Below are 22,152 nucleotides of genomic sequence, written 5' to 3'. Positions count from 1 at the left end.
AAAAATGCCCAACCATGGGAACCAACCACCGCCGGTGCCATAGCCAGGAATGATGCGCTCCGCGCATCGAAGTGTCTGGGTCGGGCGCTCTGGCGGAACTGGAGCGGATACCACCGCCGGAGCCGCGTCGAGACAAAGATGCATTGTGTAAAGCTGCTGGGCCAGCGGCTGATGGCTCGGGACTTCGACCGCCAGGTCGCGGAGGTCCAGGTGCGCATCGCTATCCTGAATGGCTACACCGCCCTTGGCATCCCCGTCACAAAGGCAGTGGCATAAATCCGTCTGGGGTAAGGGGAAAACCGTCCGTCAGCTGATTTGCGCAACAGAGTCTATGGTGCGTGTGAGCGGATACGGGGTTTGCGCAACAGGATTTCGCATCACGAGCCGATCTTTGATCGTGACATATCGGCGGATTATTCTGCATGTATGAATTTATTGACCTGGCTCAGTCCTGCGAAGGCAGTTTGGTTGAAGCCGCAGCTTGAGACGATGGCGATATTACGAACGAAACCCTAGTGTGGCGTCGCGTTTTCACCTCTCCCCTCCCCCAACCGCTTCTCGATCGCTACCAGCCTTGCCAGCACCTCGTCCCGGTAGGCGTCCGTCGCGGCGTTGCCTTCTTCTGCGTGGGCATCCTGCATGGAGTTCACGATGAGACCCACCAGCAGGTTCACGACGGCAAAGGTGGTCACCAGAATGAACGGGATAAAGAACGCCCAGGCGTAGGGGAACTCTTCCATTAGCGGGCGTACGATGCCCATGGACCAGCTTTCCAGCGTCATGATCTGGAACAGCGAATAGGCGGAATGGCCGAGTGATCCGAACCATTCGGGAAACGCGCCGCCGAACAGTTGCGTCGCCATGACGGAGGCGATGTAGAAGATGATCCCCATCAGCAGGAACACCGACGCCATGCCGGGCAGGGCGCTGACGAACCCCTCGACCACCCGGCGCAGGGTGGGCGCGGCAGAGATGACGCGCAACGCGCGCAGCACCCGCAGGGCGCGCAGGACGGACAGGCCCTGGCCCGTCGGCACCAGCGCGATGCCGATCACCACGAAGTCGAACAGATTCCAGCCGCTGCGAAAGAACGTCAGCCGCTGGACATAGAGTTTCGCCACGATCTCGACCACGAAGATCGCAAGGCAGATCCGGTCCAGCGTCAGGATCAGCGGCCCCGCCGCATCCATGACCGGGTCGGATGTTTCCAGACCCAACAGGATCGCATTGAACACGATGATCGCGACGATGGCGCGGGTCACGGCGGGCCGGTCGAGGATATTGCCGATGCGCTGGCGGAAGGTCGGGGTCATGGAGCCTCTGGGTCAGATGGATGATCACGGTGTCAATCGCACGCGGCACGGGGCGGGGGCAAGCGGGGGGCTGGTCAGCCAGCGCGGCCCCGTGCCATCATCCGCCCATGACGCGCGCCGCCACCCTCTACCGCCTGTTTGTGCTGCTTCTGGCGGCGTTCTATGCCCTGCGGATGTTGGTCTTCGGCGACTGGAGCGGGTTCGGCGGCCCGTTCCGCTATCTGACGATCTGGGCGCTGTTCCTGTCGTTGTTCTGTGCCGTCGCGATGTATCGCCTGTCCACCGGGCGCAGCACCGGGCGGTGGGATGGGCTGGTGGCGGCCACGGCTGTGATCAACGCGATGGTCGTGGCGTTGTTCTGGCGGCTGTATCTTGCGGACCCCGCGTCGGTGCTGCGCGACGGGCAGCTGGGGGACTGGTGGATCGAGCTGTATCTGCACGGCGCGGGCCCGTTGCTGCAATGGATCGACGTATTGGTCGTGCATCGCGGCTTCCGCAGACCACTCGCGGGGCTGGCGTGGCTGGTGGGCCTCGTCGTGGGTTATCTGACCTGGGCTGAGGTCGTGGTGGGGCCGATGAACGCCACGCCGCAGGGCAGCGTGACCAGCGGCCTGCCCTATCCGTTCCTGAACGACCTCGCCTTCGACGGGCGGATGGCGTTCTACGTCACCAACATCGGTGCAGGGATCGTGCTGCTGGTGCTGTTCACAGGGCTCGCGTGGACGCTCAGGCGTCTTGTGCCAAGAGCGCCCTGAGGCCGCTGCGGTAGTCGGGGAACAGCAGTTCCACGCCCAACTCGTCCTTGATGCGGTCGTTGCTGACCTTCTTGCTCTCGGCATAGAAGCTGCGCGCCATGGGCGACATCTCTGCCTCGTCGTAGAGGACGGCCTCCGGCACAGGCAGGCGCAGCAGCTCGGCGGCGTATGCGATCACGTCCTGCGGCGGGGCGGGATCGTCGTCGCAGACGTTGTAGATGGCACCGGGGCGCGGTTGCGCGATGGACGCGGCCAGCACGCGGGCGATGTCGGCGACATGGGTGCGGCTGAATACCTGACCGTCCTTGATGATCCGCCGGGCGGTGCCGTCGCGCACCTTGGCAAAGGGTCCGCGACCGGGGCCATAGATGCCGGCCAGGCGAAAGATGTGCAGCGGCAGGCCGGGGATCGCGGCCCATTCCGCCTCTGCCGCGACGCGGGCCTGACCGCGCGCGGTGGCGGGGGTCAGGGGCGTGTCCTCGTCCACCCAGCCCCCGCCGTGATCGCCATAGACGCCGGTGGTGGACAGGTAGCCGACCCATTGGAACTGCCCCGCCCGCGCGGCGATGGCGTCGTGCAATTCAGCCAGTACCGGATCGCCCGCATCCTCTGGCGCTGCCGAAATCAGCAGATGCGTCGCGGCATCCAGCGCGGGCGTCATGTCGGCCCCCGGCCAGATCCGGGGTTCGACGCTGCGCGCCATCAGGGACGGGGCCTTGTCCTCGCTCCGCGTGGTGCCGATCACGCGCCACCCTTGCGCCAGCAGCAGCGGATCGAGCCAGCGGGCGGTATAGCCGTGACCGAAGGACAGCAGTGTCTGTGTCATGAGAACAGGTCGTCCGCAGGGGGCGAGCGCAGGATGCGCTGCGTTTTGGTGCACCGCTGACCGTCGAACAGGGTGTCGAGGGCCGTGGCGAACACCGGCGTCGTGGGCGAGGCCGCCTCGAACAGCGTGGCGCAGGCGCGCAGCTTGTAGGCATCCGTTTCGCCAAGGATCGCGACGGGGTCGGCACCCGGCCGGTCAAGCAGCAGATGCAGATCGTCCTGCAGACGCGCGCCCAGCAGTGGATGGGCCAGATAGTCGCGCGCCTCGCCTGCGTCGCGCAGGGAATAGAACATCGCCATCGGCGACTGGCCGATGCCGGTCAGCACCGGGAATGTGAACCACATCCAGTGGGTCTGCTTCTGTCCCGCCGTCAACTCGGCGATCACCGTGTCGTGGACCGTCTCCTGTGCCGCGACGAAGTGGTCGAACTCGTCCTCGTCCTCGTCGAAATCCTCGTTGAATTCATCGTCGTCGAAGTCGTCCGACACGTTGCCCATCCCGCATCCCCTGCACACCCGGTGCCGCGATGTTGTCGCAAAGGCCGCACAGGTGCCACCGCAAAATCCCGTCCCACCGTGTCGCACCTCGCGGTCGCGTGATTTCGATTGCCATGGATCAGGTCCGGCGCTATCTGCGGCGATGGGACACCCTTCCCCAACGAAGGGCGAATATCTGTGAGGATACCAGAGATGGTGACGACCAAACCGGACACGCGGCCGGACAACGCGCGCTTTTCGTCGGGCCCCTGCGCCAAACCCCCCACATGGTCACTCGAAGCGCTCGGCGACGCCCCATTGGGCCGGTCGCACCGCGCCAGCATCGGCAAGTCCAAGCTGGCCGAAGCCATCGACCTCACCCGCGAGATCCTCGGCGTACCCGCCGACTACCGCATCGGGATCGTCCCCGCCTCCGACACCGGCGCCTACGAGATGGCGATGTGGACCATGCTGGGCGAACGCCCCGCAGAGATGGTCGCGTGGGAAAGCTTCGGCGCAGGCTGGGTCACGGATGTCGTCGAGCAGTTGAAGATCGAGGCCACGGTCCACGAGGCGCCTTACGGCGAGATCGTCGACATGGCCGCGCTGAACTACGACAACGACGTGTGCTTCACCTGGAACGGCACCACGTCCGGCGTGCGGATGCCGCACGGCGACATGATCCCCGGCGACCGCGCAGGCCTGACCCTGTGCGATGCCACCTCTGCCGCCTTTGCGCAGGACCTGCCGTGGGACAAGCTGGATGTGACCACGTTCAGCTGGCAAAAGGTGATGGGCGGCGAAGGCGCGCATGGCATGTTGATCCTGTCGCCCCGCGCGGTGGAACGGCTGGAAAGCTATGCCCCCGCATGGCCGCTTCCCAAGATCTTCCGCCTGACGTCCAATGGCAAGCTGATCGAGGGCATCTTCAAGGGCGAGACGATCAACACCCCCTCCATGCTGTGCGTCGAGGATTACCTCGTCGCGCTGAAGTGGGGCCAGAGCATCGGTGGCCAATCGGCGCTGAAGGCGCGGGCCGATGCCAATGCCGGCGCGATCTTCGCGTTCTGCGACAAGCATGACTGGATCGCGAACCTTGCCGTCGATCCCGCCACGCGGTCCAACACAAGCGTTTGCCTGAAGTTCACCGACGACCGCATCACCGACGGCGCCGCCTTTGCCAAGGCCGTGGCCAAGCGGCTGGAGGCGGAAGGTGTCGCCCTCGACATCGGGGCGTATCGCGATGCGCCCGCCGGTCTGCGCATCTGGTGCGGGGCGACGGTGGAACATTCCGACATCATGGCGCTGCTGCCGTGGATCGAATGGGCGTTCAACACCGAAATCGCCGCTTGATTGTCCGGCGGGCCCGCTGCGGCCCGCCACCCCCCCCTATTTTGCAAGAGGAGCGCCAGTCATGGCCCCCAAAGTTCTCATCTCCGACGAGCTGTCGGACGCTGCCGTCCAGATCTTCCGCGACCGCGGCATCGACGTGGATTTCCAGCCCAAGCTGGGCAAGGACAAGGATGCGCTGGCCGCGATCATTGGCAACTACGACGGCCTCGCGATCCGGTCCGCCACCAAGGCCACGGAGAAGCTGATCGCAGCCGCGACCAACCTCAAGGTCATCGGCCGCGCGGGGATCGGTGTCGACAACGTCGACATCCCCGCCGCGTCGAAGAAGGGCATCATCGTGATGAACACGCCCTTCGGCAACTCGATCACCACTGCCGAACATGCCATCTCGCTGATGATGGCCGTGGCGCGCCAGATCCCCGAGGCGAACGCATCGACACATGCGGGCAAGTGGGAAAAGTCCCGCTTCATGGGCGTGGAACTGACCGCCAAGACGCTGGGCGTGATCGGGGCCGGCAACATCGGGTCCATCGTCATCGACCGCGCGCTGGGGCTGAAGATGAAGGTCATCGCCTATGACCCCTTCCTTACCGAGGATCGCGCCACCGCGCTGGGCGTCGACAAGGTGGAGCTGGACGACCTGCTGACGCGGTCCGACTTCATCACCTTCCACGTGCCGCTGACCGACCAGACCCGCAACATCCTCAGCCGCGAGGCGATTGCGAAACTCAAGCCCGGCGTGCGGATCGTGAACTGCGCCCGTGGCGGTCTGGTGGACGAAGATGCCCTCGCCGACGCGCTGAAGGAAGGCCGCGTCGCCGGTGCCGCCTTCGACGTGTTCGCCGTCGAACCCGCAACGGAAAGCCCGCTGTTCAACCTGCCCAACGTCGTCGTGACCCCGCATCTGGGTGCCGCCACGACCGAAGCGCAGGAGAATGTGGCGCTTCAGGTGGCCGAGCAGATGTCCGACTACCTGCTGACGGGTGCGGTCAGCAACGCGATCAACATGCCCTCGATCACCGCCGAGGAATCCAAGGTCATGGGCCCGTGGATCACCCTGTCGGGCCATCTGGGCAACTTCGTCGGACAGATGACGGACGAGCCGATCACCGCCATCAACATCCTGTTCGACGGTCAGGCGTCCGAATTCAACCTCAAGGCGCTGACGGCCGCCGTCGTGGCGGGCATCATGCGCCGCCGCAACCCGGACGTGAACATGGTCAGCGCGCCGGTGATCGCCAAGGACAGCGGCATCCAGATCTCGACCACGAAACAGGACCAGTCGGGCGTGTTCGAAGGCTACATCAAGGTCACCGTGACGACGGAGAACCGCGAACGTTCCGTCGCAGGCACCGTGTTCAGCGACCACAAGCCCCGCTTCATCCAGATCAAGGGCATCACCGTCGATGCCGAGATCGGCGCACACATGCTCTACACCACCAACAAGGACGTGCCGGGCATCATCGGCAAGCTGGGCAGCATCCTCGGCGACCACGACGTGAACATCGCCAACTTCACCCTCGGCCGGTCGGAGGCCAAGGGCGAGGCGATCGCGCTTCTCTACGTCGACGAGGCTGTGCCCGCCGCCGCGATCGACGCGCTGGAAAGCAGTGGTGTGTTCCAGCAGGTCAAGCCGCTGACCTTCGAGGTCTGAGACATGACGGACCCGGCGCCACGCCTGCGCCGGGTCCGCGACGCGTGACGTTGCCAGACCGATCCCGGCATCCTCGCTTTTTCAGAAATACTCCCCCCGGAGGGTCCGCACCTGTCAATCCGCGCGACCTCTGCTAAGCAAGGGCGACACAACGAAAGACTGCGCCATGATCTACGCCATCGGTGACATCCACGGGCAGCTGGCCCAACTGGACCGCGCGCTGGCGCTGATCGCGGCGGACGGTGGTGGGGATGCCCCCGTCGTGTTCCTTGGCGACTACACCGACCGCGGCCCCGACAGCCGTGGCGTGATCGACCGCTTGATCGTGGGACGCGACGCCGGACGGCCATGGCAGTTCATCAAGGGCAACCATGACCGCATGTTCCAGCGGTTCATCGAATCCGGCGATTGCCACGACGTGGCGATCCGGTCCGGGCTGTCATGGCTGAACCCGCGTCTGGGTGGCGACAAGACGCTCGCTTCCTACGGCATCGTCCCCGATGGCCCGCCCGTGTTCGACCTCGACGCACAGGGGCGCGAGGTGCTGCGCGACTATCCGACGACCGAAGGCAACCTCGATCTGACCGCCCTTGTCGATCTGGCCCGCGCCCGCGTGCCGGACGCGCATGTGCGGTTCCTGACCGACAATCCGCTGACCGTCACGGCGCCGGGACACCTCTTCGTCCATGCGGGCGTCAGGCCCGGTATCGCGCTGGCCGATCAGGTCGAAGACGACCTGATCTGGATTCGCGACGGCTGGCTCGACAACACCGACGATCACGGCACGATGATCGTGCACGGCCACACGGCGCTGGCCCATCCCACGCATTTCGGCAACCGCATCGACCTCGATGCCGGTGCCGGTTATGGGCATCCGCTGGTGCCTGCGGTCTGCGACGACGCGGGCGACTGGTTCATCCTGACCGACACCGGGCGACAGCCCATCGCGCTGGCGGAATAGACGTGCCGCAGGTTTTCGACACGCTGGCCGGACTGCGGGCCCATGGGTTCGACACCGTGATCGACGTGCGCACCCCCGCCGAGTTCGCAGAGGATCATGTGCCCGGCGCGATCAACCTGCCTGCCCTGTCGAACGATCAGCGGGCGGTGGTCGGCACGCTTTACAAGCAGGTCAGCGCCTTTGACGCGCGCAAGGTGGGGGCCGCGATGGTCGCCCGCAACGTGGCCGACCATGTGGACGGGCCATTGGCGCAGTATGACGGTGCGTGGCGTCCGCTGGTCTATTGCTGGCGCGGCGGGCAGCGGTCGGGGGCGTTCAGCACCATCCTGCAGCAGATCGGCTGGCGGGCCGAGACGATCAAGGGCGGCTACCAGACCTATCGCCGTCTGGTACACGATGCCCTCTACATCGACCCGGTACCGCACCGCCTGATCCTGCTTGACGGCTATACCGGCACCGCCAAGACGGCGCTGCTGCACCTGCTGGCCGCCCGCGACGTGCAGGTCTTGGATCTGGAGGGGCTGGCCGCCCACCGCGGATCGTTGCTGGGCGGTGTCGCTGGCGGACAACCGGCGCAGAAGGGGTTCGAGTCGGCACTGGCACAGGTCCTGTCCACGCTGGACCCGGACCGCCCCACCATCGTCGAGGCAGAAAGCAGCAAGATCGGCCAGATCGTCATTCCGAAACAGCTCTGGCTGCGCATGACGCACGCGCCCCGCATCGACGTGACGGCGCCGCTGGCCGCGCGCGCCGCCTATCTGACGCAGGCCTATGCGGACATCATCGCCGACCCGGACCGCCTGCGCGCCCGCCTGCAGCCGCTTCGCAACCTGCGGGGCCACGCGGTAGTGGACTGGTGGGAGGCGATGCTGGCCGCTGGCGACTTCACCGCACTGTCCACAGCGCTGATGGATCAGCACTATGACGCCGCCTATGCCCGCTCTCGCGCGGTGCACGGCCATGACGTGTTGGGTACGGTCCACGCCGAAACGCTGGATGCGGATGGGCGTGCGCGCGCAGCAGATGCGCTCGCGGCGCTGGTCGGCAGCCTCTAATCCAGCACGATTCCGGGGACAGCCGTGATCACGCCGATGATGGCCGCCTCTGCATAGCCCGCAGCGATCAGGCTCTGCACAAGGTGTTCCGCCTCTGCCGCGTCCATGGCGGCCAGCAACCCGCCAGCGGTTTGCGGATCGTACAGCAGGTCCGTCATCGGTCCCGCTGGCCCGGTGACGGGGCCGGACCCTGCGATATTGTCGGCCAGCAGGGTCGAATGTTGCCCTGCCTGGGCCAAGGCCAAGGCCCCATTCAGCAGCGGCACATGCGCCAGCGTCAGGCGCGCACCGACACCCGACGCCTCGACCATGCCCGACAGATGCCCCAGCAGGCCGAACCCGGTCACGTCGGTCATGGCGTGGGCGTTGCACAGGATGCGGCTGGCTTCAGCCTGCCCTCGCCCCATCGCCGTCAGCGTGTGCATGACCACGGCCCCCGGTGCCGCCTCTGCCATCGCGGCGGCCATGACGACGCCGCTGCCCAACGGTTTCGTCAGGACCAGCGCATCGCCGGGCCGCGCGCCCGACAGCGTGATCGGGTCCCGGTCGCAGAGGCCGGTCACCGTGAACCCGATGGTCAGCTCCGCCCCCAGCGACGTGTGGCCGCCGACGATGGCCGCCCCCGCTTCGGTCAACACGGCATGGGCGGTCGCCATGATCTCGCGCAGGGTGCGGGCCTGCAGGTCGGCGGACATGCGCGGCAGGATCAGGTTCACGGTCGCCGCCTGTGGCGCCGCACCCATTGCCCAGATGTCGCCAAGTGCGTGGGTGGCCGCGATGCGGGTCATCGCCACCGGATCGGCGGTGAAGGCCCGCAGGTGGTCGGTGCTGACCACCTGCCGCACCTCGCCCATCCGCAGCAGCCCCGCGTCGTCGCCGGGCAGCGACACCACGTCGGGCCGCGTCACGGGGGGCAGGTCGTGCAGGGCACTGCGCAGCGCCCCGCGCCCGACCTTGGCACCGCAGCCGCCGCACATCGGCTTGTCGCCCAGCGCCTCGGCCAGTCCCAGCGCGCGCGTCAGCGGCAGGTCGGGCTGCCCCATCATCGGCAGATCCGCAAAGCGCCGCATGAAGGCGCGGTCGATCCGATCCTTCCACCGCCATAGCAGCGGCCCGGCGAATGCGGTGCCGAAGCGTTCGGCAAGAGCGGACTTCTGCCCCAGTGAGATGAGCTTGAGGTAATCCTTCTGCGGGCGGTAGGGGCGCAGGTCGCCCCCCGACAGCACGGCGCGCAGATTGTCCAGCAGCACGGGCGCCTGCCGGACCGCATAGACACCGGCCTTGGGCCGTGGCGCGTGGGTCATGTGGGCGCAGTCGCCGACCGCGAACAGGGTGGGGTCGGTGGATTGCAGCGTCGGGCCGACCGCCACGAACCCGTCTTGCGTCGCCACGCCGATCTGCGCCAGCCAGTCGTGGGGCCGCGCCCCGGCGGCACCGGTGGTGAAGTCCGAACGGATGCGCCGCCCGTCCGCCAGCAGCACGGCATCTGCCGTGACCTCTGCCACGTCCGCGTCCGGGATCAGCGTGACGCCGTTCGCCGCCAGCGCCGCCAGCATTTTCTGCCGCGCGGTCTGCCCCAGCGCCGACAGGACCGTGCCGCGGTCGATCAGGTGGATCACGGGGCGCCGGTCGCGCAGCCGGTGCGCCATCGCCATGGACAGTTCCGCCCCCGCCACGCCGCCGCCGATGATGGCGACATGCGGCTCTGTTGCGGCATTCTGGAATGCGTCCCACCGCGAGGCGAAGGGGCCGAGCGGTTTCGCGGGCACGCCGTGGTCGGCGAACCCGGAAAGGGCGGGCATGGCAGAGGTGATGCCCACATCGACGCTGACCACGTCATAGGCGATGGCGGGTCGTCCCGGCACGGTGATCACCCGTGCACCTGCGTCGATCCCCGTCACCGCGCCCTGGATCAGCCGTGCGCCCGCAAACTGCGCAAGGCGCACGAGGTCGATATCCAGATCGTCGCGGGTATAGTGCCCTGCTATGAGTCCCGGCAGCATCCCCGAATAGGTCGCCGTCGGACCGGGGTCGATCACCGTCACGCGCACCCCGGCGAGGGGGCGCATCCCCCACATCCGCAGCACCAGCGCATGCGTATGCCCGCCCCCCACAAACACGAGGTCGCGGGTCAGGGGCAGGTCCGCCTTCATGGCGACAGCCAGCGCCCCGCCCAGCCGTCGGCGCGGTCGAACCCGGCGCGGCGGTGATCGTCACCCAGATGCACCACGTCGATATGCTGCACGGTCAGGCGCAGAACGCAAAAGCGGCGTGGGTCCGGGGTTTTGGCATAGGACAGCGCGTCTGCGATGGGCTGACCGGGGGCGGGGGTGATGCCATAGGACAGCCGCCCCACCTCTGGCAGCGTGGCCCAGCGGTCGGACACGTCATCGCCCTGCAACAGGGTCACATCGGCCAGCAGGCGGATCTGCAGATGCTGCGTTGCCTCCCACACATGCAGGGCAGCGCGAGGCGTGGCGGTCAGGCTGGCGATCTTGTCGGACTGGGTGTCGGTATACACCTCCACCACCGCGTCCGTGGGTACCGCACGGCGCAGCACGACGGTCCGCGCCTCTGGCCAGTCATCGGGGCTTACGGTCGCGAGCGTGGGTTGCCGTGACGGAGAACGCCGGTCGGCGACGCCGCGGCCCAGCCGTTGCCAGACCTGTGCGTGCAACCCGTCCAGCGTCGTGAACCAGTCACTCATATCCCGTCATCTCCAGATAGCCGACACCGCTGCGGGTGCCGTCGATGGTCACCGGCCCTTCCCAATAGGGGACGCTGGTATCCATCCACGCCTGTGTGTTGACCGCAGCCACCGTGACGTCAACACCCTGTGCCGGCAATTCCACGCGCCATGTGGTCGGCACGGTGCGGGGGCCGACCTGCGACTCCTCCAGCGGGGTCGCGGTCAGCGCGCCGTCTGCATAGGGCGTGGGTGTGCCATCGGGCGCGATCCACGTGGCGGAGGTATAGTTTTCGCCATCCGTCTGGCGTAGGCGGAATCCCATCATCCGCGCCCCGTCGTCGAAGTTGAGCGAGAACCAATCCCAGCCCGTCTGATTGTCGGCCAGCGGCTGGCTGGACCATTCGCGATCGAGCCATGCGGTGCCCGTCACCGCAACCGGGCCGTCGGGCAGCGTGAGGGTGCCCGCGACTTCATAGAACGGCTGCGAGTAGTAGTAGGACGCCTGACCGCTGGCGGATTTCACGGAATAGCCGTCGATGCCCTGCGCGACCAACGGCCCCTGCGCGGTCAGCTGCATGTCATAGGCGAAATCGGCACCCGTCGCGCGCAGGGTGCCGCTGTCGATGCCGTCGAACAGCCAGTCGTCGATCCAGGCGCTGAACGGCGTGGCCGTCACCCCCGCCTGACCGATCCCGCCGCGCGCCAGCCGTTCGGCGACGTAGTGGGCGTCCGGCGTCGTGACGGCGGCGTGGCCCATCCAGAGCTGCGGATCGTCCCAGCCCTCTTGCGTCTGCGGTGCCAGTGCGGACCTGAACAATGTCCATTGCAGGCCGTAGGGCGTGCCGTCCGGGCCGGTCAGGTTGGCGGTCACATACCACCATTCGATCCGGTAGTCGGGGTGCGCGCCATGGTCGGCGGGAAAGCTGAACTGCGGATCGGGTTGCGGGATGCTGAACCCGTCCGCGTCACCGCCAAGTCCCGCAAAGCCCTGCGCCGAAGCGGACAGGGGCAGCAGGCACAGCAGCAGGGCTTTAACGTTCATTGGAAAACACCTTCAGCAGATCGGCGGGCGGGGTGCGGGCCAGACGCCACGCGGGCCAGAGGGCGGCCAATGCGGCAGCGACGAGCGCGAACCCGCCCAGCCGGAGGTAATCCAGCGGAAACAGGAACATGGGCAACCGCCAGCCGAAGGCCGCGACGTTCACGATCGCCAGCAGCGCCCAGGCCAGCGCCAGCCCCAGCGGCAGCGCCACGGCGGCGGTCAGCACCGCCAGCAGGACGGCGCGGATCAGTTCCAGCAGGCCCAGCTCCCGCCGCGTCAGGCCCATCGCCCAAGCGGGGGCCAGTTGCGGCACGCGCAGGGCGGCGAGGGTCAGCAGGCTCATCAGGATGGCAAACCCCGCGACGGTCAGCGTCAGGATGTTCAGCGCCGTCGTCACCGTGAACGTGCGGTTGAACACGTCGAGAGAGAATTGCTTGATCCCCGCCTGATCGATGACCGCGGTGGGCGGCAGGCCGACGTCGTCCGCCAATGCCTGCTGCAACGCGGGCACGCCTGCAGAGGGCAGGCGCAGGCCGAATTGCAAGGGCGTCACATCGGGATATAGGGTCAGGAACGCGTCCTCGGTCATGAAGACCTGACCGATGGGGTTGCCGTAGTCGCCATAGACCCCGACGATGGTGAAATCGCGGCCCACCAGCGGCACCACGTCGCCCACCGCAAGCCCCGACCGGCGCGAGAGTTGTTCGTTGATCAGGATCGCCGTGCCGCCTGCGACCGCGTCCCACGCATCGGGGCTGGAGGACAGCAGGGCCCAGTTGTCGCGGTAGGTCGCATCGTCGCGCGCCCCGAACACCTCGGTTGGCAATCCCGCGACCTCTGCCGGGGCCGACTGAATCGGCAGCACGGCGCGGACGCGGGGGGCGAGCCATGTTTGCAGGGCATCCGCCTGCGCCGCATCCTCGGCGGTGACATAGAGTTCGGAGGCGAGCCGCTGATCGAGGAACCCGGTGAAGGTCAGCCGGAAACTGCTGACCATCGTGGACACGCCGACGTTCGCCGCCATCGCCAGCAGCAGTGCGGCCAGCGCCAGCGACAGGCCGGGCAGTTGCTGGCGGGTGTCGGCCCAGAACCAGCGGGCGCGTACGCCGGTGGACAGGCGTTCCGCCAGTGCCAGCACGCGGTCGAGGATCAGGGGCAGCGCCAGTGCCGCGCCGATCAGCAGCGTCGCCAACAAGGCGAATCCTGCGGTCAGCGATCCGGCCGTCAGCGCCAGTACGCCAGCGGCCACCAGCAGGACGGCGGCCAGCGCGCCCTGCACGCGTGCCGAACGGCCAGCCGCCATGGTCAGCGCACGGGGGGCGGCCCCCGCCAGCAGGGGCAGATGCGCCAGCCGCCAGAACGCCGCCGCCGCCGCCATCGCCGTGCCGCCGAGGGCGACACCCAGCCCCGACAGCCACCACGACGGGCGTAGTTGCAGCTCACCCGACACGGTCGCGCCATAAAGACCCTGCAACGTCGCTGCCACATCGGGCAGCAGCAGGGACGCCACGACATAGCCCAGCGCCACGCCGACCGCCCCCGCGACCAGCGCCAGCACCGCAAGCTCTGCCGCCATCAGCACCATCAACCGTCGCAGCGGCACGCCCAGCGCCCGCAGGGTGCGCACAACCGGGCGGCGCTGCTCGAACGCCAGACCGATCGCCCCGTTCACGATGAAGATGCCGACGGCAAAGCTCAGCAGGCCGAAGGCGGTGAGGTTCAGATGGAAGCTGTCGGTCAGACGCCCCACGTCGGACCCGGACTGCGCGACCTGTCGCGTCAGGTCTGGGGCGATGGTGTCCAGCGGAGCCTGCGTCACGGGCTGCACCGGTGCCACGATCAGGCGGTCGATCTGGCCGGGGCGGTCCAGCAGGCGCTGGGCCACGCCGATGTCGGTGATGACCGTACCGGGGGCCACGTCGGGGCTGTCCACCTGCGCGGGGCCGTCCGGCAGCGCCGCCAGCGCGTCGGCGCGACCGAACACCTGGCCCTGCCCCGACAGGAATTGCCCGATGTCGGCACCCTCGGTCACCTCGACCGGGCCAAGACCGCCGGGGGCCGTCAGCGGGTCGAGGCCGACGATCCGCACGCCGTCCAGACGCCCTTCGACGACCGGGGACACCAGCCAGCCCGCACGGCGCAAGGCGACGTAGGTGGCCTGATCCATGGGTTGCCCGTCGCTGCGGGTCAGTTGGTCGTAGCTGCCTTCGCCAAGGGTCGCGGCGGCGGCGTCGTAGCTGGCCGCAGCCTCTGCGTTGATCGCCTGCACGCCGGACCACAGGGCCGTGGCCAGCGCCAGCCCGGCCAGCAGAGTGAACAGTTGCAAAGGGTTGCGCCACCAGTGGGACAGCAGCGCCGAAAACACGGTGCGCGTCACGCGACAGGACCCGCGATCTGGCCGAGGGCAAGGTGCAGCCTGTGCTGCATCTGTCCCGCCAGCCGGTCGGAATGGGTGACCATCAGCAGCCCAGCACCCGTGTCGGCCACCAGTTCCAGCATCAGCGCCAGCACGTTGGCCGCCGTCGCCTCGTCCAGATTGCCGGTCGGTTCATCCGCCAGCACCAGTTTCGGGCGCGGCGCGAGGGTGCGGGCGATGGCGACGCGCTGCTGCTGACCGCCAGACAGTTGCTCGGGGTATTTGTTCAGTTGCGACACAAGGCCCATGCGGTCTGCCAGCGTCTGGCACCACGCCGCATCGTACCGCCCCGCCAGCCGCGCCTGAAACGCGATGTTGTCCGCGATCTTCAACGACGGGATCAGGTTGAACTGCTGGAACACCACACCCACCGTGCCGCGCCGCACCGCCGCCCGCCCCGTGTCGTCAAGGGTCGCAAGATCCGTCCCGTCCAGCACGATCCGCCCGCCGTCGGGCGCGTCGAGGCCGCCGATCAGGTGCAGCAGCGTGCTTTTGCCGGACCCACTCTCGCCGGTGAGGGCGAGGGTCTCGCCCGCATCCAGCGTCAGATCGACGCCGCGCAGCACGTCGAAGGGGCCGTCGGCGGTGGCATAGGTCTTGCGCAGGTCGGTGACGGTCAGCAGCATGTCGGCCCTCGTGGTTGACGTGCAACATAAGCCGCGCGGGGCGGTGGCACAGGTGCCATGGCCCCTATGCCGCAGGTGACGGGACGTTCCGCTGGCGTGGCGGCGGGGGCCTTGCCATCCTGAGCGCAATCATCGGGAGGTTTCGACATGACGGATATCGTGATCCTGGGCGGCGCGCGCACCGCCATCGGCTCGTTCGGCGGCAGTCTGGCGGATGTGCCGCCGATCACGCTGGCGGCGACGGTCGCGCGCGAGGCCATGGCGCGTGGCGGGCTGGACCCCGCGCAGATCGGCCATGTCGCTTTTGGCCACGTCATCAACACAGAACCGCGCGATATGTATCTGAGCCGTGTTGCGGCAATGGAGGCGGGGGTGCCCGACACCACGCCCGCGATGAACGTGAACCGCCTGTGCGGGTCCGGCGTGCAGGCCATCGTCAGCATCGTACAGGCGCTGCAGCTCGGCGACGCGGACTTCGGTCTGGCGGGTGGCGCGGAAAGCATGTCGCGGTCCCCCTATATCGTCAGCGGGCAGCGCTGGGGCACCAAGATGGGCGACATCGTGACCCGCGACATGATGCTGGGCGCGCTGAACTGCCCGTTCGGCACCGGCCATATGGGCATCACCGCCGAAAACGTGAGTGCGGAGCACGACGTCAGCCGCGCAGCGCAGGATGCCTTCGCGCTGGAAAGCCAGTCACGTGCCGCCCGCGCCATCGCCGAGGGGCGTTTCGCCGACCAGATCGTGCCGGTGCAGGTCAAGCAGCGGCGAGAGACGGTGGATTTCATCACCGACGAACACCCCAAGGCGACAACTGCAGAAGCGCTGGCCGGTCTGCGGCCCGCCTTCGCCAAGGGCGGCTCGGTCACGGCTGGCAACGCATCGGGCCTGAACGACGGGGCGGCGGCGATCACGCTGGCGCGGTTGGACGCGGCAGAGCGGGCCGGGCTGACGCCGCGCTTTCGGGTGCTGGGCTATGGCTATGCCGGCGTGCGGCCGGAGGTGATGGGGATCGGCCCCGTGCCCGCCGTGCGCAAGCTGCTGGAACGCACGGGTCTGACCGTGCAGGATTTCGACGTGATCGAGAGCAACGAGGCCTTTGCCGCGCAGGCGCTGGCGGTATCGAACGAGCTGGAGTTCGACCCCGCCTGCGTCAATCCGAACGGCGGTGCCATCGCGCTGGGCCACCCGGTCGGGGCGACGGGGGCGATCATCACGGTCAAGGCGATGTATGAACTCGACCGCATTCAGGGCAAGCGGGCGCTGATCACCATGTGCATCGGCGGCGGTCAGGGCATCGCGCTGGCCATCGAACGGTTGTAATCCGACAGGGGCGTATCACCGTGCGATGCGCCCCCCAGCCGCCCCTAGTAGAACAGCGCGATGTTGTTGATCAGCAGGATGCGGATGATCTCGATCGCGATCAGCGCCACGATGGGCGCGAGGTCGATGCCGCCCATCTGCGGCAGCACCCGCCGGATCGGCGCATAGAGCGGTTCGAGGATGCGCTGCAGCGTGTACCAGACCTGCCCGACGAATGGCTGGCGCACATTGAGCACGTTGAAGCTGATCAGCCAGCTCATGATGAAATGCGCGAAGATGAAGAACCGCGCGATACCCAGAAGCAGCATCAGGATCTGGAACAGGGATGTCATCGGCAACTCTCCTAGGGTTTCAGGCGAGGTAAGGGCTGGTCGCTTTGCAGGCAAGCCCCGCTGCGTCACCGTGCCGTCATGGAACGCCTGAATTGTCACAGACGGGTGCGCGCCGTGCTTGCCAGTGGCAGGGCGCGGGGTGTCTAGTCTGGCAAAAGGCTGGGGGCAGGGCATGACCGTATCACGCAGGCGCATCTGGGGCTGGATGGCCTTCGACTGGGCCTCTCAACCGCTGTTCACGCTGGGGCTGACCTTTGTTTTCGGGCCGTATTTCGCGCTGGTCGCCACCGGGGCCTTCATGGCCGAGGGGCTGGATCAAACCGCAGCTTCGGCCCGTGCGCAGTCGGTCTGGTCGCTGGGGCAGTTTGTGGCGGGCACGCTGATCGCGGTGACGGCGCCGTTCCTTGGCGCCTTTGCTGACAATTCGGGGCGCAAGATTCCGTGGATCGCCGGTTTCTCTGTCGCCTACGTGCTGGCCAGCTGGGCGCTGTGGGGGCTGGAGCCTGACGGCGCACGGCTGTTTACCATCCTCGTGCTGTTCTACGTCGCTTTTTTCGCCGCCGAATCCGCGCTGAACTTCGTCAACGCCATGCTGCCCAGCCTTGGGTCTGCGCAAGCCATCGGGCGCATCTCCGGCTCTGGCGCTGCGTTCGGTTACTGGGGCGGGGTGGTGTCGTTGATCGTCATGCTGGCGCTGTTCGTCGAGGATCCGGCGAAGGGCCTGACCCGGTTGGGCAACGCCCCCGCGCTGGGGCTGGATGGATCGCAACTGGAAGGGACGCGGGCCGTGGGGCCGTTCATCGCGGTCTGGTACGCGCTGTTCATGGTGCCGTTCTTTGTGTTCGTGCGCGACGATCCGCGGCTGGGCGGCCAGTCCACGCGGCTGTCCGCCGTCTGGGGTGCGCTGAAGGAGACGCTGCGCGGCGTTCTGCGGCGACGCAGCCTGAAATATTTCCTGCTGGCGTCCATGTTCTACCGCGACGGTCTGAACGCGCTTTATGCGTTCGGCGGCATCTATGGCGTGCTGGTGCTGGGCTGGACCACGATCCAGATCGCGATCTTCGGCATCGTCGCCGCCGTGGCCGCGGCGATCCTGACGTGGTTGGGCGGGCTGGTCGATCAGCGGCGGGGACCGATGCTGGTGATCAAGGTCTGTGTCTGGGCCCTGATCGTGGTGGGCATCCTGATCGTCGGCATGTCGCGCGATCACCTGTTCATGTTTGCCCTGCCGCCCGGATCGCCGGTGCCCGACATCGTGTTCTATGCGTGCGGCATCGTCATCGGCGGGGCGGGCGGCGCGCTCTATGCCGCCAGCCGCAGTCTGATGGTGCGCCATACAGACCCGGACCGCCCTGCGGAGGCGTTCGGCCTGTTCGCGCTGACGGGGCGGGCGACGGCGTTCCTCGCACCGCTCGGGATCGCGGTGTTCACGTTCCTGACAGGGAATGTGCAACTGGGGTTCGTGCCGGTAATCCTGCTGTTCCTGCTGGGGCTGTTCCTGCTACGGTGGGTCAACCCGAACGGAGATACCGCCGCATGATCCGCGCCGCCGCCCTGATCGCATTGGTCGCAGGTCTTGCCGCCTGCAAACCCGCCCCCGACGTGGACACGTCGACCCTGTCGGTGGTGTCCAGCCAGAACACCAACGACACGCGCATCGCCAAAGAGGTGTTCGGCTATCTGCCGACGCCGTCGCAGCTGCCTGCGACCCCCGTCGGGTTCTATTCCAATGGCTGTCAGGCGGGTGCCGTCGCCCTGGCTGAAACGGGACCGACGTGGCAGGCCATGCGCCTGTCGCGCAACCGCAACTGGGGTCAGCCCGAACTGGTCGATTTCGTGCAGGATCTGTCCCGCGCTGCTGCCCAGCAGCCCGGCTGGTCCGGCATCTATGTCGGCGACATGAGCCAGCCGCGCGGCGGGCCGATGCTGTCGGGTCACGCCAGCCATCAGATCGGCCTTGATGCCGACATCTGGCTGAAACGCACGGACAACCTGCAACTGACGCGGCAACAGCGCGAGGACATCTCCTCCGACCGGATGGATCGCCGCGACGGCGCCTATGTCAACGACGCCTGGACCCCGCAGCACGAGGCCATCGTCAAAGCCGCAGCGTCCGACCCGCGTGTCGCACGCATCTTCATCTTTGCGGGCGCCAAGGTCGAGATGTGCCGCAATGCGACCGGCGACCGCAGCTGGTTGCAGAAGGTGCGGCCGTGGTATGGCCACAACTATCACTTCCATGTGCGCCTGAACTGTCCGCGCGGATCGACCGTCTGCGCACCGCAGGACCCGCCGCCTGCCGGTGACGGCTGCGCCGAGGCCGTGGCCTGGGTCAACAACCTGATCGACCCGCAACCGGCACCGCCCGCCGACCCCAACGCCGAACCCGCCGCACCGCCGCGCGGCGAGTTGCGGATGTCGAGCCTGCCCGCCCAGTGCGCCGCGGTCGCCGCAAACTGAACGTGCGTGCCCTCGTTCTTGCCCTGACACTCCTCGCGGGGTGCGCGCCGCTCTTTGGCCAGACGCTGGCGCCGGGCGTCAGTCAGGCCGGACGGTTCGTCTGGTCGCTGGACGATGACACATTAGGTGGCATGTCCGGGATCGAGATCAGCGATGACGGGCTGCGTTACACCGCCCTGTCGGATCGCGGCACGCTCTGGCAGGGGCAGGTTCAGCGTGAGGGTGGCGCGATCACCGGCCTGACCGTCGACCTGACCACGCGGTTGCGCATCGCGGACGGCACCTTCGTCGAAGGGCGGACAGCCGATTCCGAGGGGTTGGCCGTCGCAACTGACGGCACCGTGCATGTCTCTTTCGAAGGCTTGGCGCGGGTTGCGACCTATCCCGACGTGACCGGCCCGGCCATGCGGCTGCCGCGCCACCCGGACTTCGATGCGATGCCATCCAACGGCGCGCTCGAGGCGCTGGCGGTGGATGCGGACGGAACCCTCTATACCGTGCCGGAGCGGTCCGGGCGCCCTGACCGGCCATTCCCGGTCTATCGACTCCGGGACGACGTTTGGGACGTGGCGTTCGCCATCCCCCGCGACGGGTCCTTTCTGCCGGTTGGTGCCGACATCGGTCCCGACGGACTGTTCTATCTGCTGGAGCGTGATTTCACCGGCATCGGGTTCCGCAGCCGCGTGCGGCGGTTCGCGCTGGATGGCAGCACGGCAGAGACGCTGCTGCAGACCCGCACCGGTCGTCACGACAATCTCGAAGGGATCAGCGTCTGGCAAGCGCCCGGTGGGCCGCTGACGATGACGCTGATTGCCGACGACAACTTCAAGTTCTTTCAGACCACCGAAATCGTGGAATACCGTCTGGTCGATGGACTGGCCGATTGACGAGGGGGGATGCGGCGGTTAATCCGCCCCGTCCCCGGATGATCCGCGGGCCAAGTGCCGCACCCTTGTCAAAACGGAAACCCAGACCCATGCGCATCCTATCGGGCGTCATCGCCATGGCCGCCATCGTCGTGGCCTCGAACATCCTCGTGCAATTCTTGATCCTCGACGGCCTGCTGACATGGGGGGCGTTCACCTATCCGCTAGCCTTCCTCGTCACTGATCTGATGAACCGCATCTACGGCCCCGCTGCCGCCCGCCGCGTGGTCGGCACAGGCTTGCTGGTGGGTATCGCCTGTTCCCTGATCGGCACGCATGTGCAGCTGGAGTTCGGCCCCGCCGTGCCGATCCGCGTCGCCATCGCATCCGCCACCGCATTCGGTGTGGCACAATTATTGGATATCGCCGTGTTCAACCGCCTGCGGCTGGGGATCTGGTGGGTGGCGCCACTGGGATCGACGCTGGTGTCGTCGGTCGTCGATACGGTGATCTTTTTCTCCATCGCCTTTGCGGGCGTGTTCAACGGGATCAGCGCCGTCGCCGCATCGCAGGTCGGCTGGGCGCAGGAGGGGGTGCCGTTCCTGACCGCCGGGCCGATCGCGCCGCTGTGGGTGTCGCTCGCCGTGGCGGACTGGGGTGTGAAACTGGCGGTGGCGCTGGTGGCGCTGGTGCCATTCCGCCTGATTGTTGGGCGGGTCACACAGGCCCGCACATAATCACGAGGTGTTGTGGATTTTAATTTGACATACACACTCCGTATGCCAGTTTTGGAGACAGGCGAAACATTTGAAAGGAGGTGATCCAGTGCATCATGAAGTTCTGGAGACGTGTGTCGGGACAGCTTGGGGGGTTCTGATCTAAGGCAGCCCTTGGGTCACGGACCTTTCAGGTGGGTGGCCAGCGATGGTCCCTAACCGACCCACCTCCGATATTCAGGAAAGGACTATCCCATCGCCGGGGTAGTCCTTTTTATTTGTGCCATGGCGTTTCCGATCCGTTGGCAAGCCGGCGCAATCCGGTCAGGCGCGTGCCGTATTCGCGCGCGAGATGGTGGCAAAGCGTTGCGAACCCGTTAGATCAGGCAACATGACCGAAGACCTTTTCATCACCCCGGCGATCACCCTGCAAGGATGGGAGATGACAGAGCAGTTCACCCGCGCCTCGGGCCCCGGCGGGCAGAACGTGAACAAGGTCAGCACCGCCGTCGAATTGCGGTTCGAGGCGGAACGCTCGCCGTCGCTGCCAGACCCGGTGAAGGCCCGGTTGAAGCGCCTCGCGGGCCGCCGCTGGACCACGGACGGCGCGCTGGTGCTGTTCGTGCAGGACACGCGGTCGCAGGCCCGCAACCGCGATCTGGCCCGCGAACGACTGGCAGAGCTGGTGCGCGCCGCCACCGTCGCGCCGAAACGGCGTGTGGCGACGAAACCGACCTATGGGTCGGTCAAGCGGCGGCTGCAGGCGAAGAAGGTGAGGGGCGAGGTGAAGGCGCTGCGGGGGGCGGTGGAGGGCGAGTGACCCGGTCGGCAATCTCCCTGTTTTTCGCATCTGCGTTATCGGTGGTGCATGCGGCGCAGCAAGCATCGCGCCATGTTTTTCAGGAGATTATGAGATATCGATCGCCCGTAAGTTGTTGTGTGCCGCGGCTCTGTTGCACAAATCCGAGAGGGATTCATGTTGTGAATCCAGTGTGGTAGCTGGCCCGCATGAGCAAACCGACATCACTTACCTACAAGACGACGAACTGGGCTGATTACAACGCGGCGCTGAAGCGCCGCGGATCACTGACGATCTGGTTCGATCCCGAGATGAACTGGGATGCCGAACCTTCCGGCAAGAGGGGCAGGTCGCGGACCTTCAGTGACGCCGCCATCCAGACGTGTCTGACCATGAAAGTGCTTTTCGGGATGGCGCTTCGGCAGACGACGGGCTTCGTCGAGAGCCTGCTGCGGCTCACGGGGCTGGACTGGGTCGTGCCTGACTTCAG

Annotated in this window: 21 protein-coding genes and 1 pseudogene; 13 read left to right on the top strand and 9 right to left on the bottom strand. The window is 67.0% G+C overall.

What is annotated here, in order from left to right:
• Positions 1 to 276: pseudogene (locus BMX16_RS15645) on the top strand (IS5/IS1182 family transposase); the annotation flags it as partial.
• 236 nt (positions 277 to 512) lie between these two features.
• On the opposite strand, the gene BMX16_RS15635 reads toward BMX16_RS15645, so the two are convergent.
• Positions 513 to 1,313 carry an ion transporter gene (locus BMX16_RS15635; protein WP_089905499.1) on the bottom strand — a complete coding sequence of 267 codons (801 nt, stop codon included), beginning with the start codon at positions 1,311 to 1,313 and terminating at the stop codon, positions 513 to 515.
• Positions 1,314 to 1,420: 107 nt separating this feature from the next.
• Here BMX16_RS15635 and BMX16_RS15630 point away from each other — a divergent pair, with 107 nt between their 5' ends.
• Complete coding sequence (locus tag BMX16_RS15630) at positions 1,421 to 2,068, top strand: androgen-induced gene 1 family protein (RefSeq protein ID WP_089905497.1); 648 nt, start codon at positions 1,421 to 1,423, stop codon at positions 2,066 to 2,068.
• Here BMX16_RS15630 and BMX16_RS15625 read toward each other — a convergent pair.
• Together BMX16_RS15625 and BMX16_RS15620 are read right to left on the bottom strand one after the other, a co-directional pair.
• Positions 2,040 to 2,894: an SDR family oxidoreductase gene (locus BMX16_RS15625; protein WP_089905495.1), complete on the bottom strand. Its 855-nt coding sequence runs from the start codon at positions 2,892 to 2,894 to the stop codon at positions 2,040 to 2,042. The two genes, BMX16_RS15630 and BMX16_RS15625, sit on opposite strands and share 29 nt — an antisense overlap.
• Entirely contained in the window at positions 2,891 to 3,391 is a 501-nt protein-coding gene (locus tag BMX16_RS15620; protein WP_089905493.1) for a DUF1810 domain-containing protein, read from the bottom strand. Before BMX16_RS15620 ends, BMX16_RS15625 begins: the two co-directional genes overlap by 4 nt.
• 192 nt (positions 3,392 to 3,583) lie before the next feature.
• Between BMX16_RS15620 and BMX16_RS15615 the strand changes: the two genes are divergently transcribed.
• The 4 genes from BMX16_RS15615 to mnmH all read left to right on the top strand — a co-directional run bounded on the left by BMX16_RS15615 (position 3,584) and on the right by mnmH (position 8,393).
• Positions 3,584 to 4,723, top strand: a complete 1,140-nt coding sequence (locus tag BMX16_RS15615; RefSeq protein WP_089905491.1) for a phosphoserine transaminase — start codon at positions 3,584 to 3,586, stop codon at positions 4,721 to 4,723.
• A 61-nt stretch (positions 4,724 to 4,784) separates the two neighbouring features.
• Positions 4,785 to 6,377 (top strand): phosphoglycerate dehydrogenase, encoded by a 1,593-nt coding sequence (gene serA, locus BMX16_RS15610; protein WP_089905489.1) that lies wholly within the window; start codon positions 4,785 to 4,787, stop codon positions 6,375 to 6,377.
• Positions 6,378 to 6,543: 166 nt separating this feature from the next.
• A complete protein-coding gene (locus BMX16_RS15605; protein ID WP_089905487.1) occupies positions 6,544 to 7,338 on the top strand; it encodes a metallophosphoesterase in 795 nt (264 codons plus the stop codon).
• Between the two features lie 2 nt (positions 7,339 to 7,340).
• Positions 7,341 to 8,393, top strand: coding sequence for a tRNA 2-selenouridine(34) synthase MnmH (gene mnmH, locus BMX16_RS15600; protein ID WP_089905486.1), 1,053 nt, complete (start codon positions 7,341 to 7,343; stop codon positions 8,391 to 8,393).
• Here the strand turns inward: mnmH and selD are convergent.
• Genes selD through BMX16_RS15575 form a run of 5 tightly spaced genes read right to left on the bottom strand, consistent with a single transcriptional unit; the run spans position 8,390 to position 15,166 of the window.
• Complete coding sequence (gene selD, locus BMX16_RS15595) at positions 8,390 to 10,546, bottom strand: selenide, water dikinase SelD (protein WP_089905484.1); 2,157 nt, start codon at positions 10,544 to 10,546, stop codon at positions 8,390 to 8,392. The genes mnmH and selD overlap by 4 nt on opposite strands.
• The gene (locus BMX16_RS15590; protein WP_089905482.1) at positions 10,543 to 11,100 is read right to left on the bottom strand and encodes a pyridoxamine 5'-phosphate oxidase family protein; all 558 of its coding nucleotides are present in this window, start codon (positions 11,098 to 11,100) and stop codon (positions 10,543 to 10,545) included. Before BMX16_RS15590 ends, selD begins: the two co-directional genes overlap by 4 nt.
• Positions 11,093 to 12,124, bottom strand: a complete 1,032-nt coding sequence (locus tag BMX16_RS15585) for a lipocalin-like domain-containing protein (RefSeq protein WP_089905480.1) — start codon at positions 12,122 to 12,124, stop codon at positions 11,093 to 11,095. The genes BMX16_RS15590 and BMX16_RS15585 overlap by 8 nt, the downstream gene beginning before the upstream one ends.
• Positions 12,114 to 14,501, bottom strand: a complete 2,388-nt coding sequence (locus tag BMX16_RS15580; RefSeq protein ID WP_089905478.1) for an ABC transporter permease — start codon at positions 14,499 to 14,501, stop codon at positions 12,114 to 12,116. Before BMX16_RS15580 ends, BMX16_RS15585 begins: the two co-directional genes overlap by 11 nt.
• The gene (locus BMX16_RS15575; RefSeq protein ID WP_089905476.1) at positions 14,498 to 15,166 is read right to left on the bottom strand and encodes an ABC transporter ATP-binding protein; all 669 of its coding nucleotides are present in this window, start codon (positions 15,164 to 15,166) and stop codon (positions 14,498 to 14,500) included. Before BMX16_RS15575 ends, BMX16_RS15580 begins: the two co-directional genes overlap by 4 nt.
• Positions 15,167 to 15,313: 147 nt before the next feature.
• Here BMX16_RS15575 and BMX16_RS15570 point away from each other — a divergent pair, with 147 nt between their 5' ends.
• Positions 15,314 to 16,489 (top strand): acetyl-CoA C-acyltransferase family protein, encoded by a 1,176-nt coding sequence (locus BMX16_RS15570; RefSeq protein ID WP_089905475.1) that lies wholly within the window; start codon positions 15,314 to 15,316, stop codon positions 16,487 to 16,489.
• A gap of 44 nt (positions 16,490 to 16,533) precedes the next feature.
• Here the strand turns inward: BMX16_RS15570 and BMX16_RS15565 are convergent, their stop codons facing one another.
• On the bottom strand, positions 16,534 to 16,821 hold the full coding sequence (locus tag BMX16_RS15565; protein ID WP_089905473.1) for a YggT family protein: 288 nt from the start codon (positions 16,819 to 16,821) through the stop codon (positions 16,534 to 16,536).
• 172 nt (positions 16,822 to 16,993) lie between these two features.
• Here BMX16_RS15565 and BMX16_RS15560 point away from each other — a divergent pair, with 172 nt between their 5' ends.
• The 6 genes from BMX16_RS15560 to BMX16_RS15535 all read left to right on the top strand — a co-directional run.
• Entirely contained in the window at positions 16,994 to 18,361 is a 1,368-nt protein-coding gene (locus tag BMX16_RS15560) for an MFS transporter (RefSeq protein WP_089905472.1), read from the top strand.
• On the top strand, positions 18,358 to 19,281 hold the full coding sequence (gene mepA / locus BMX16_RS15555) for a penicillin-insensitive murein endopeptidase (RefSeq protein WP_089905470.1): 924 nt from the start codon (positions 18,358 to 18,360) through the stop codon (positions 19,279 to 19,281). The genes BMX16_RS15560 and mepA overlap by 4 nt, the downstream gene beginning before the upstream one ends.
• A 2-nt stretch (positions 19,282 to 19,283) precedes the next feature.
• Positions 19,284 to 20,168: an esterase-like activity of phytase family protein gene (locus BMX16_RS15550; RefSeq protein ID WP_245731622.1), complete on the top strand. Its 885-nt coding sequence runs from the start codon at positions 19,284 to 19,286 to the stop codon at positions 20,166 to 20,168.
• An 89-nt stretch (positions 20,169 to 20,257) separates the two neighbouring features.
• Positions 20,258 to 20,884 carry a queuosine precursor transporter gene (locus BMX16_RS15545; protein WP_089905469.1) on the top strand — a complete coding sequence of 209 codons (627 nt, stop codon included), beginning with the start codon at positions 20,258 to 20,260 and terminating at the stop codon, positions 20,882 to 20,884.
• A 370-nt stretch (positions 20,885 to 21,254) separates the two neighbouring features.
• Positions 21,255 to 21,683, top strand: coding sequence for an alternative ribosome rescue aminoacyl-tRNA hydrolase ArfB (arfB, locus tag BMX16_RS15540; protein ID WP_089905467.1), 429 nt, complete (start codon positions 21,255 to 21,257; stop codon positions 21,681 to 21,683).
• A gap of 188 nt (positions 21,684 to 21,871) precedes the next feature.
• A partial coding sequence (locus tag BMX16_RS15535) for a transposase (protein WP_177174641.1) occupies positions 21,872 to 22,152 on the top strand: 281 nt, incomplete at its 3' end.

Source organism: Loktanella fryxellensis (genome assembly GCF_900110065.1).
In the GTDB taxonomy this organism is placed as follows: Bacteria; Pseudomonadota; Alphaproteobacteria; order Rhodobacterales; family Rhodobacteraceae; genus Loktanella; species Loktanella fryxellensis.
This window is presented reverse-complemented; position numbering and strand designations above follow the sequence as displayed.